The 12,855-nt window shown below is 67.8% G+C and carries 3 protein-coding genes; all 3 read right to left on the bottom strand.

Features of this window, described 5'->3' with window-relative positions:
* Positions 1-39: 39 nt before the first annotated feature.
* From ACMDW7_RS05210 to ACMDW7_RS05200, 3 genes are read right to left on the bottom strand one after another with little or no spacing between them, the layout of a single operon-like run.
* Positions 40-3,333, bottom strand: a complete 3,294-nt coding sequence (locus tag ACMDW7_RS05210; RefSeq protein ID WP_377300470.1) for a hypothetical protein — start codon at positions 3,331-3,333, stop codon at positions 40-42.
* Positions 3,330-10,385, bottom strand: a complete 7,056-nt coding sequence (locus tag ACMDW7_RS05205; protein ID WP_414859620.1) for a hypothetical protein — start codon at positions 10,383-10,385, stop codon at positions 3,330-3,332. The genes ACMDW7_RS05210 and ACMDW7_RS05205 overlap by 4 nt, the downstream gene beginning before the upstream one ends.
* Before the next feature lie 13 nt (positions 10,386-10,398).
* Entirely contained in the window at positions 10,399-12,855 is a 2,457-nt protein-coding gene (locus ACMDW7_RS05200; protein ID WP_414859619.1) for a hypothetical protein, read from the bottom strand.

Below are 12,855 nucleotides of genomic sequence, written 5' to 3'. Positions count from 1 at the left end.
TGTGCGGTGCAGTGCGGTATCGGTGCTCAAGTGCAGAGATCAAGGACCGACCCGAGGCGCGTCCGGCGTGCGGGTCTTGTCGTCACGGTTGATGCCGAACAGGCTTTCGTCGAACTTGGTGCGCAAGCGGATGTAGACGCCGCGGTTGGTGTAGTCGTCCACGCCGAGGTCATTGCTGAAGCCGCGCCAGTTGAAGCCGACCGACAGCCAGAGGTTCTGGCCGAGCAGGTAGCCGCCCTCCAGACCGCTGGCGTACTGGCGGCCGCCGCCATTGGGCGATGCCAGCATGAAGCCGGCGGCAGAGACGTCCCAGCGCTCGGTGATGTCATAGATCACGCGGCCGCCCAGCATGTAGATGCTGTTGGAGCCGTCGATCTTGGCGTGGTCGTAGCGATAGGCCGCCTGACCGCTGATCCACCACGGCCGGCTGGGGTGGTAGTTCACGGTGCCGGCGATGATGCTGGCGCGGATCAGATCACCCGTGCAGAAGCCGTTGACGTCGCAGGCCTTGCCTTCAGCGTATCGGTACTCGTAGCGGCCCAGAGCGGACCACACGTTGGTGTCCACGTCGCGCCAGGCCACGCCGAGCTGGAAGCGGTTCTCGGTGCGCGCGCCCTGGCCCGTGCGGCTGAAGGTGCGGTTGTAGTAGTTGCGCGCCAGGCCCGTGAAGTTACGGTCCAGCTTCATGGCACCAGCGAGGGTGGAAAGCAGCTGCGTGTTCTGCGTGTCCTGCCGCGCCTCGATCTTGCCGGAGGCCTTCCAGTCCGGACTGTAGGTCAGCTCCACGCCCAGTGCGCCGGCAATTGCATCCGTCGGGTTGCCCGAGGGGAAGCCGCTTGAGCCATTGGCCGGCCGGAAGTCGATCGACTTCACGCGCTCCAGGCTGGTGAGCATGGCCACGCCCTCGCGCAGCGGCCACGTGTTTCGGATGCCGGCAGCGGCCTGAGACTCATAGCCGGAGATGGAATCGCGGATTCGGTATTCGCTGTACACATCGCCATTGCGCATGTAGCTGGAGGCCACACCGAAGGTGGTGGTGCGTGTGCTGGCGCCCGGGTTACTCGCGGTGGCTGCGTCGTACAGCCCAGAGGTGCTGGTGATCCACTCGTGGCGGCCGTAGACACGCACGCTGTCCCAGATCTGGTAGTCCGCGCCGATCTGGAAGCGGTCGCGGCGCGCGCCGTCCACTTCGCTCTCAACCTCGCCGAACACGGCGGACTTTTCCGTCCACTGGTAGCGGCTGCGCACGCCCACAGACGTGGCGTTCGTCAGGCGCGGGGCGACTCCTTGCTGCGCGTTGAGCGTAAACGGCGAGAGGTTCTGGCCGGCGCCCGGGTTGAAGGTGCCCAGATTGGAGTCGGTCACGGTCGAGGTCACGGCAGCACCTTGATCGCGGCTTGTCCGGCCGAACACGTCCACCGTGAACGCCTTGCTCATCTGCAGGCTCACGCCCGCAGTGACACCGGTGCGCTTGGCGCCGTTCACGTCGTCCTGCGTGCGTACGGCCTCTGTGAAGCCCTTCAGGTCGTTGCTGAGCTTGAGCTCACCGCGTACGGCCGCTTCGGTCCGCCCGGCAGCCAGCGAAGACGACGGGTTGTAGAAGCCTTCCTCCGCACGTGCGGCGTAGGCACGCAGACTGCCCGCCTCGCCCGCAGCACGCAGCTCGATGCGCGCAGCATTGCCGCTGTTGGCGGTAACCGGCAGCGAGGGCGCCACGGTCTGGCTGGCGCCACGGCCATCGGAACGGGCAATCTCGGCCAGCAGCACGGTGTTGGCACCGAGCTTGGCAGTGGCGTTCAGGCCGCCCAGGGTGTACCTGGCCAGCGGGTTCTCGTCGCGCGCGATCGAGCCACCCACGGCCACGTCCTTGCTCAGCTTGAACTGGCCGTCTGCGCCTGCCACCCAGAACTTCTCGCCGCCCTGCTCCACCTCATAGGTGATGCGTACGGAGATCGGGTTCAGGTTCGAATCCAGCGTCGGCACCGGGCCCTTGAAGATCACCTGGCCGGAGAAGGGCTCAAAGGTGTAGTCCACAAAGCGGGCCTGCGCCTGCACCTGCAGGATCACGGCAGGCTGGTTGCGGTCCCGGGTCACGAGCTCAACGCGCTCCGAGTTACGGATGCCGGTCAGGTTGCTGACGAAGTACGGGCCGGAGATGCCGCGTGCAGGCTGCTCTTCCACCACTTGGCGGACGTTGTCGCGCGCGGCGAAGACATTGGCGCTGAAGCGCTCGTTCTCGCCATGCCACTTGAAGCCGGTGAGCGAACGCTGGTAGTTGGCCAGCGCCATGGATTCGAACTGCGCGGCAGTCTGGATGTCGCCGTACAGCACGTACGAACGATCCTTGTCCACACGCACATACAGTCGCGCTGCAGTCCGGGCGTCGAAGCCCTTGAGCGAGGAGTCGCCATAGACGGGGTAGTACTCCTCGGGCTGAATGTCGCGGAACAGCCGGCTGCGGCTGTCCTTGTCGCTGTCGTAGCCCAGGGTCAGCAGATAGTCGCCCTTGACCAGCCCCTTGAAGAACATGCGCGCAGACAATCCTGCAGAACCGCGGCCATTGGCGAACTCGCGCTGGATGTTGCGCAGATCCTTTTCGACGCCGTCGTCGCGCACGCCATCGGTGCGGTTCTTGTTGAGCGCGATCAGTCCTTCGATCACCCCGATGCCGACCAGCTCGCGCTTGTCCGGCACAAAGCGCAGGGTGCCAATCACCTCGTTGCCGTAGGCCAGTACGCGCACTTCGACGTCGCGCGCCTCGCTCGGGGCGATCAAGTCGAACTCCGCCACGCCGTCCTTGAGCGCAACCTGGACGCCCGGCACCACACCGCTGCGGTCACCGCGATAGGGGGTGGTCTCGTCCAGGGGGCGATCGAGCAGCTGCAGGCGCCCCGCGGAGAAGTTCACCGTCGCAATCGCGTCTTCCTTGACAACTTGATCCTTCGGATCAAGCACGCGCACGCGCAAGCGCACCCGAGTCTGGCCATCTGCGGGAATGTCATTTCGCGCAGTGGTCAGCTCGATGATCCGGTCGCTGCGGCCGGGGGCCATGCGCGGCAGGTTGGAGTTGGCGGGGGTCAGACCTTCGCCTTCACGAATGACCGGCACGAACCCGGAGGCTGGCGGCTCGTTGCGCGAGAGTTCCGGCTTCTCGGACTTCGCAGCAACGGTCTCGGCCTGCGCCCAGGCAGAGGCCGCGGAGCCGAATGATCCGATCGCAAGCAGCGCCGCGATCGACGTGGCTAGCACGGTGCGCTTAGGCAGCTCGCGGCAGGTATTCGGCATCACAGACTGGCTCATGGTCTTGCGCGGGTTGAGGAGGTCGCGGCTCATTGCTGGCCTCCTTGGCGACGCGGTTGGGGCTCACGCTGGGCAGGCACGGGTTGTGTACCCTCCACCGCTGGGTCCCGACTTCGGAAGCGCAGGTTTCCGTCGCTCTTGCCTTCACGGCTGGCTGCGCCGGGTTCGCCTTGGGATCGGCGTGCCTTGACCTGGTTCATGACGTCCTGGGAACAGGTACCTTCGATGAAATCGGCTCGATGCAGCTCACCCGCCTTCAGATCGATGAACAGCGAGTTGGGATCAAGGGCATTGCGGTTGCTGCTCGTGGTCAGGTACGCGCCGCGCGGCAACGTCAACGGATCCACCTTCAGACCGTGCGTGCGCGGCGGCAAGCCGCAGTAGCTGTACTTGCCTTCGCTGTCGGTCACGACATAGGTGCCGTCGGTGAACAGCAGCTTCACGCCCGGAATGCCGACTTCCTCGCGGTCCTGGATGGAGTTGCCATTGCAATCCACGAACACCTTACCCACCACGCAGGCATCGGTCGTGAACACACCGCGCTTCACGCGAACACGGGCGATCGCCTCATTGGACTGCGCGCCGCCAGCCGAGGCCGCGCGGGCGCGGTTCACGCCATCACCTTCGGCCGCACCCACACCTACGCGCAGGCGATAGGTGATTGTGCGATCCCCACTGAATGAACCCAGCGGAATCGAGAGCACCGGGCCGGGCGCGCCGGCAGGATCAGCCTGGCGTTGCCCATCCACAGTCAGCGAGCCGGGTACGTAGATGAAGCCACGCGGCATGCGGTCGGTGACCGTGACGTCCGTGTTGATGCCCCCGGGACTGCGCACACGGATGGTGTACGGCACCACCTGTCCCAGCTCAGCCTCACCAGCGCCAGCCTGCTTCTCGACAAAGATCGGCGCCGCCAGCAGCGGGTCAAGCGGGATATGGTTGTTGGTGACGTTGCCGCTCGTAGCCGAAATCGTGAAGCTTAGGTAGTACTGCGTACCGGCCTGGCCCGTGGTGGCACAGACACCGCCACTCACCCCCGAAGCGGGTGCGCCCGTCTGCGGCTGCACAGGCAACGCACTGCCTGCGCTGCCTGCAACGGTCAGCGTCGGGCATGCCGGGATCACGCCGCCCTGCGTGGCCGGCGCACGGAAGCCGGCAGGCGCCTGCAACACGATGGTGTACGTACCAGCGGGGGCGCCACCCGACAAGCCGGCGTTCAACAGGGTGAACGAATATCCACCGGGCACTGAAGCGCCGCCTGTCTGCGTGACCTGAGTGACTGCGGTGGCCCCGCCAAGCAGATGACGGGCGGGATCAAAACCCGGTGGGCCTTGCAACGTCACAGTCGCTCCAGCGACGGGGGTGCGCAGCAGCGAGGAATACACCACACCCGATGCAAGGCCCGTCGTTGCGGTCGTGCCCACACTGACTGTCGTGCTGTTGTTGTTCGGATTTGACTCGGGGGTCGTTGTCGTGGTCGTCCCTACCAGGGTCACAGAGCCGGAATTGGGTTGGCGATAGGTAAACGCGCAGGTGATGCTGGCGCCCGGCACGAGCGACGTACCCGCGGGCGGTGTGCACGCGCCCACGGTGACAACCACACCAGGCGTCGAAGACGCCACCGTGCAAGTGACGGCGTCTGCAGATCCGCTGCCAGTTGGCGCGCTGTTCGTGCACGTCACTGTGCCGGACACGGTCGACCCCGGCAGGGATTCCGCGGGCACTCCTGAAATTCTCACCGTCAAATCAGGAGCGACTACCGGTGTGAGAGTGCCCGTCGCGGTGTTGTTGCCCAGGTTGGGATCGCGCGCATTGGCACCGCTCTGGTCGCTACCAGCCGTCACGGTGGCGTTCACCGGGCTGGCTGGCACGGTGAAGCTGGCCGTGCAGCTGATCGTGCCGCCCACGGCCAGGCTGGCCTGCGGGCTGCTGGGCGTACACACGGGCGTGGTGCCCGCGGGCAATCCAGCGATCACGCAGCTGGCCGTCGTGGCCGCCGCAGGACCGTTGTTCACGCAGCTGTAGCTCACCGTGGCGCTGCTGCCCACGGTGCTGCCGCCACTGAACACGGGCGCCGTGGCCACCATGTCGGCGCGCGCCTGCACGCCGATGGTCGGCGTCGTGGTGCTGGCGCTCACGCTGCCCAGGCTCACCCGACCGTCGGCCGGGGCCACCACGCTCGCGCCATTGGCGCTGTCGCCCGTGAACACGAAGCCCGCAGGCAGGCTGGGGCTCAGCCCCGTGCTGCTCGAACCCACCGCGGGCGCAGCCGCGGCGTTGCTGATCAGGATCTCGTAGCTGCCCACCGGCAGGCCCGCGAAGCTGAAGGCTCCCGTCGTGCCATCCACCGCGCTCACCGCGGCCACGGTGTTGTTCGTGGTGTTGATCAGCACGGCTCGCAGGTTGGCGCTGCCGGCGTTGCTGCCAGGCTCGGCGCCGTTTCTCAGGCCGGAGCCGTCGTCGTCTCGGAACACGCTGCCAGACACCGTCAGCGTGCTGCCCGTCAGGCTGCCCGTCGCGGTGTTGTTGCCCAGGTTGGGATCGCGCGCATTGGCACCGCTCTGGTCGCTACCAGCCGTCACGGTGGCGTTCACCGGGCTGGCTGGCACGGTGAAGCTGGCCGTGCAGCTGATCGTGCCGCCCACGGCCAGGCTGGCCTGCGGGCTGCTGGGCGTACACACGGGCGTGGTGCCCGCGGGCAATCCAGCGATCACGCAGCTGGCCGTCGTGGCCGCCGCAGGACCGTTGTTCACGCAGCTGTAGCTCACCGTGGCGCTGCTGCCCACGGTGCTGCCGCCACTGAACACGGGCGCCGTGGCCACCATGTCGGCGCGCGCCTGCACGCCGATGGTCGGCGTCGTGGTGCTGGCGCTCACGCTGCCCAGGCTCACCCGACCGTCGGCCGGGGCCACCACGCTCGCGCCATTGGCGCTGTCGCCCGTGAACACGAAGCCCGCAGGCAGGCTGGGGCTCAGCCCCGTGCTGCTCGAACCCACCGCGGGCGCAGCCGCGGCGTTGCTGATCAGGATCTCGTAGCTGCCCACCGGCAGGCCCGCGAAGCTGAAGGCTCCCGTCGTGCCATCCACCGCGCTCACCGCGGCCACGGTGTTGTTCGTGGTGTTGATCAGCACGGCTCGCAGGTTGGCGCTGCCGGCGTTGCTGCCAGGCTCGGCGCCGTTTCTCAGGCCGGAGCCGTCGTCGTCTCGGAACACGCTGCCAGACACCGTCAGCGTGCTGCCCGTCAGGCTGCCCGTCGCGGTGTTGTTGCCCAGGTTGGGATCGCGCGCATTGGCACCGCTCTGGTCGCTACCAGCCGTCACGGTGGCGTTCACCGGGCTGGCTGGCACGGTGAAGCTGGCCGTGCAGCTGATCGTGCCGCCCACGGCCAGGCTGGCCTGCGGGCTGCTGGGCGTACACACGGGCGTGGTGCCCGCGGGCAATCCAGCGATCACGCAGCTGGCCGTCGTGGCCGCCGCAGGACCGTTGTTCACGCAGCTGTAGCTCACCGTGGCGCTGCTGCCCACGGTGCTGCCGCCACTGAACACGGGCGCCGTGGCCACCATGTCGGCGCGCGCCTGCACGCCGATGGTCGGCGTCGTGGTGCTGGCGCTCACGCTGCCCAGGCTCACCCGACCGTCGGCCGGGGCCACCACGCTCGCGCCATTGGCGCTGTCGCCCGTGAACACGAAGCCCGCAGGCAGGCTGGGGCTCAGCCCCGTGCTGCTCGAACCCACCGCGGGCGCAGCCGCGGCGTTGCTGATCAGGATCTCGTAGCTGCCCACCGGCAGGCCCGCGAAGCTGAAGGCTCCCGTCGTGCCATCCACCGCGCTCACCGCGGCCACGGTGTTGTTCGTGGTGTTGATCAGCACGGCTCGCAGGTTGGCGCTGCCGGCGTTGCTGCCAGGCTCGGCGCCGTTTCTCAGGCCGGAGCCGTCGTCGTCTCGGAACACGCTGCCAGACACCGTCAGCGTGCTGCCCGTCAGGCTGCCCGTCGCGGTGTTGTTGCCCAGGTTGGGATCGCGCGCATTGGCACCGCTCTGGTCGCTACCAGCCGTCACGGTGGCGTTCACCGGGCTGGCTGGCACGGTGAAGCTGGCCGTGCAGCTGATCGTGCCGCCCACGGCCAGGCTGGCCTGCGGGCTGCTGGGCGTACACACGGGCGTGGTGCCCGCGGGCAATCCAGCGATCACGCAGCTGGCCGTCGTGGCCGCCGCAGGACCGTTGTTCACGCAGCTGTAGCTCACCGTGGCGCTGCTGCCCACGGTGCTGCCGCCACTGAACACGGGCGCCGTGGCCACCATGTCGGCGCGCGCCTGCACGCCGATGGTCGGCGTCGTGGTGCTGGCGCTCACGCTGCCCAGGCTCACCCGACCGTCGGCCGGGGCCACCACGCTCGCGCCATTGGCGCTGTCGCCCGTGAACACGAAGCCCGCAGGCAGGCTGGGGCTCAGCCCCGTGCTGCTCGAACCCACCGCGGGCGCAGCCGCGGCGTTGCTGATCAGGATCTCGTAGCTGCCCACCGGCAGGCCCGCGAAGCTGAAGGCTCCCGTCGTGCCATCCACCGCGCTCACCGCGGCCACGGTGTTGTTCGTGGTGTTGATCAGCACGGCTCGCAGGTTGGCGCTGCCGGCGTTGCTGCCAGGCTCGGCGCCGTTTCTCAGGCCGGAGCCGTCGTCGTCTCGGAACACGCTGCCAGACACCGTCAGCGTGCTGCCCGTCAGGCTGCCCGTCGCGGTGTTGTTGCCCAGGTTGGGATCGCGCGCATTGGCACCGCTCTGGTCGCTACCAGCCGTCACGGTGGCGTTCACCGGGCTGGCTGGCACGGTGAAGCTGGCCGTGCAGCTGATCGTGCCGCCCACGGCCAGGCTGGCCTGCGGGCTGCTGGGCGTACACACGGGCGTGGTGCCCGCGGGCAATCCAGCGATCACGCAGCTGGCCGTCGTGGCCGCCGCAGGACCGTTGTTCACGCAGCTGTAGCTCACCGTGGCGCTGCTGCCCACGGTGCTGCCGCCACTGAACACGGGCGCCGTGGCCACCATGTCGGCGCGCGCCTGCACGCCGATGGTCGGCGTCGTGGTGCTGGCGCTCACGCTGCCCAGGCTCACCCGACCGTCGGCCGGGGCCACCACGCTCGCGCCATTGGCGCTGTCGCCCGTGAACACGAAGCCCGCAGGCAGGCTGGGGCTCAGCCCCGTGCTGCTCGAACCCACCGCGGGCGCAGCCGCGGCGTTGCTGATCAGGATCTCGTAGCTGCCCACCGGCAGGCCCGCGAAGCTGAAGGCTCCCGTCGTGCCATCCACCGCGCTCACCGCGGCCACGGTGTTGTTCGTGGTGTTGATCAGCACGGCTCGCAGGTTGGCGCTGCCGGCGTTGCTGCCAGGCTCGGCGCCGTTTCTCAGGCCGGAGCCGTCGTCGTCTCGGAACACGCTGCCAGACACCGTCAGCGTGCTGCCCGTCAGGCTGCCCGTCGCGGTGTTGTTGCCCAGGTTGGGATCGCGCGCATTGGCACCGCTCTGGTCGCTACCAGCCGTCACGGTGGCGTTCACCGGGCTGGCTGGCACGGTGAAGCTGGCCGTGCAGCTGATCGTGCCGCCCACGGCCAGGCTGGCCTGCGGGCTGCTGGGCGTACACACGGGCGTGGTGCCCGCGGGCAATCCAGCGATCACGCAGCTGGCCGTCGTGGCCGCCGCAGGACCGTTGTTCACGCAGCTGTAGCTCACCGTGGCGCTGCTGCCCACGGTGCTGCCGCCACTGAACACGGGCGCCGTGGCCACCATGTCGGCGCGCGCCTGCACGCCGATGGTCGGCGTCGTGGTGCTGGCGCTCACGCTGCCCAGGCTCACCCGACCGTCGGCCGGGGCCACCACGCTCGCGCCATTGGCGCTGTCGCCCGTGAACACGAAGCCCGCAGGCAGGCTGGGGCTCAGCCCCGTGCTGCTCGAACCCACCGCGGGCGCAGCCGCGGCGTTGCTGATCAGGATCTCGTAGCTGCCCACCGGCAGGCCCGCGAAGCTGAAGGCTCCCGTCGTGCCATCCACCGCGCTCACCGCGGCCACGGTGTTGTTCGTGGTGTTGATCAGCACGGCTCGCAGGTTGGCGCTGCCGGCGTTGCTGCCAGGCTCGGCGCCGTTTCTCAGGCCGGAGCCGTCGTCGTCTCGGAACACGCTGCCAGACACCGTCAGCGTGCTGCCCGTCAGGCTGCCCGTCGCGGTGTTGTTGCCCAGGTTGGGATCGCGCGCATTGGCACCGCTCTGGTCGCTACCAGCCGTCACGGTGGCGTTCACCGGGCTGGCTGGCACGGTGAAGCTGGCCGTGCAGCTGATCGTGCCGCCCACGGCCAGGCTGGCCTGCGGGCTGCTGGGCGTACACACGGGCGTGGTGCCCGCGGGCAATCCAGCGATCACGCAGCTGGCCGTCGTGGCCGCCGCAGGACCGTTGTTCACGCAGCTGTAGCTCACCGTGGCGCTGCTGCCCACGGTGCTGCCGCCACTGAACACGGGCGCCGTGGCCACCATGTCGGCCGCTGTAACCGTCAGCGTTGCATTGACCGAGTTGATCAGATTGCCGGACAAGGATCCGACGTTGCCGGCCGCGTTTACGTATGAACCCGGCGCAGCTGCGATCACCTGGACAGACACCGCGCATGATGCGACGCCGCTTGCAAGCGTGCCGCCGGTGAACGCGACGCTGGTCGCACCTGCGGCTGCAACCACCGTGCCCCCGCATTGGTTAGACACGGTCGCGCCCGTCACAACCACACCCGTGGGCAGGGTATCAGTGAAGGCGATGCCTACCTGCTCCGGGTTACCCGTGCCATTCGTGATCGTGAATGTCAGCGTGCTGGGTTGATTGATGGTGACTGACGTGGGCGCAAAGGCCTTGGTCAGGGTTGCCCGGCGAACAGGATCGGTGTCGCTCCCCTCAACGAAAGTCGCTCCTGCTGGCGTTGTGACGTCCGTCGGCAGTGTGACGCGCGCCGTGTTAGTCACGCTGGTCTGTGCAGATGCAGCAGACGCCAGCATGAACGCAGCCGCAAGCAAGACCGCCGAAGGCGAGAACCGTTTGAACAAGGATCTGAAGGTCATCATCATTTCTCGGTCACAGCCCGCTAGCGGTGACCGTGCAGGTCAGGCTCAGCGTGAGTTGTCCGCCATTGCGCAGGGTCGGGATCTGCACCCCGCCTCCTGCCGCGGTGTTCTGCAGATTGGCCACCGACAGCTGGCCGGCCCCGGCGCCTGCCACCGGGCAGGCGGCGTTGGCGTTGTTGGCCGTGCAGCTCACGGCCGTGCAGCTCAGCCCGGCCACTGCGGCATCGGTGATTCGCGACCCGGAAGCATCCGAGGGGCCGTTGTTGGTCACCACGATGCTGTAGACGTTGGTCGCCCCGGGGGAGGTGACGCTCTTGCCATCGTCCTTGCTGACGCTCAGATTGGCGCGACCCTCGATGCGTACGTCTTCGGCCGTGCTGCTGGCCGAGGCATAGTTGCTGCCGCCCACAGTGCCGCCAATGGCGTAGGAGCCACCGGGCGTGACGGTCTGGGTGGCGCTGATCCGGGTGGGGTCCAGGTAAGTGACGCTGGCCGGGTTCTGGTACAGGCCCAGCGCGGCACTGTTCAGATTGATCGGGAAGCTGATGCTCAGACTGCTGCCCCCAGGCAGGGTGAAGCTGCCAAAGCTCAAGGGGCTTGCAGCGGTGCCGCTGCCGCTGCCGTTGATGGGACTTGCCGCCGGGCTGGCACCGCCGCTGACGCTGACGGTGGCGTTGCCACTCGGACTGCCCGCCGTGTAGGTGAACGGCACAGGCAGCACGTCCAGCACGTTGACCCCGCTGGCATCGCCCAGATTGGCCGCATTGCTCACGGTGATCGTGTAGCTCGCCGTGCTGTCCTGGCCCGACACCCTCACCGGCGTGCTCGTGCTCTTGCTCACCGTCAGCCATGGCAGGCAGGCGGCTGGGCCAGCGATGTCGGCGTTCGAAAAGACGATGCTCGCCACACCACCATTGCCCGAAACCGAACCATAGGTGTTGGACAGGCCTGCAACGGGGACATTCACGCCCGCCGCGCCACCCGCCACGTTCACGAACCCGCTGATGCTGGACCCGGAGCTGACCAGCACTGCACCCCCCCCACCGCCGCCGCCCGGACCCTGGGTCTCATTCGCGCGAAGCGGTGCGCCCGAGTTGCCGCCTGCGCCACCGGACACATCAATCGACAGCGGAATGGATGCCGAGGTCGTCAGCAAGGCCACGGTTCCGCCGGCGCCGCCGCCGCCCGCACCATCACGCCCGGCCGGCAGACCTGCCTGCCCGCGAGCTCGGATGGAACCGCCCCCCGTCAAGGTCCCCGCGCGGATGAACACGATGCCGCCGCCATTTCCTCCGGCGGCCTGAGCGACTGTGGTGTTGTCGGAGCTGTTGTTCGTATCGCCGGCACCGCCGCCACCGCCCATGATCAGACGCGTCGCAGCGGGGCTCAGTGCTGCGCCGCCGAAACCACCCACGTCCCGAGCGCCGTCGCCGTCACATGCAAAGTAGGTGGTGGCACCGCTCGTCAGCGTGGTGCAAGTCCCCGAAGCAGTGGCCCGGTAAACCGCATAGGAACGCCCTCCCTTGCCGCCGGCGCCGGCGTTGGCGCCGCCACCGCCGCCCGCGTTGTGCTGGGTTCCGCCGCCGCCCGCGTTGCCTGGCGCACCACGTGCTGTATCAAGCGCATTCGGATAGCCAGAGCCGAGAATGCCAAGTGAGGCACTCAAGTCGCGCCCAGACCATGGCGTAGCAGTGACATCACGAACCACTCTCGGCGTGCCGGCAATTCCTTCACCCTTGTAGGCACCAAACGAAGGGCTCGCCGTCGCTGCAGCAAAGCTGGTGATGTTCTGGCCGGTACGCGAGCCGTTGTTTATCGAGCCGCCTCCGCGAAAGCCCACGCCATCCGCGTCAATCACGCCGGAGAGATTCAGATTGCCCGCGGCATCGACCACCATCACGCCGCCAGTGGCGCCATCCCAGACCGGCACACCCACGGTGCCGGTGATGCTTGTGCTGGCGTGCTGGGGAACCCGAAGCACCTGGAAGCTTTGCCGGCCCGATGTACTGGTCGCCTCAGCACTCGCGTAGCTGTTTCGCAGCCCCGCTGTGAGCGTCAGACTTGAGCCCGAGACACTCGCAACTCGCGCAAACTCATAGCGCCCTGATGAACGCACGTCGGTCAAGCCGCTTGCGGGTAGGCCGGCAAGGCCATCGCCGTAGCTGTCGCTGTCCGCGTTGCTGATCAGCGCACCCTGCATCTGGATGATGAAGACGAGGTCTCCCGCGGCGATCGGCGTCGCGGCTGCATTGGCATCTGCACGGATCGTGCCGATGGCGAGGCTGGATGACCCGGCCGATGCTGTCCCCACGCCCGGGAAGTAGCTGTTGCGCGAGAAGGCTGTCCCGTCGCGTCCGGGTACACCACACACCTGTGCCCACGCCGCATTCAGGAGCACAAAGACGGTCAGACACGCGGCAAATGCCTGGCTGGCATGTCGTGATCTGCTTATGCGAAGTAGGTTCAT

It is taken from the genome of Piscinibacterium candidicorallinum (assembly GCF_047549485.1).
Classification (GTDB): domain Bacteria; phylum Pseudomonadota; class Gammaproteobacteria; order Burkholderiales; family Burkholderiaceae_C; genus Piscinibacterium; species Piscinibacterium candidicorallinum.
This window is presented reverse-complemented; position numbering and strand designations above follow the sequence as displayed.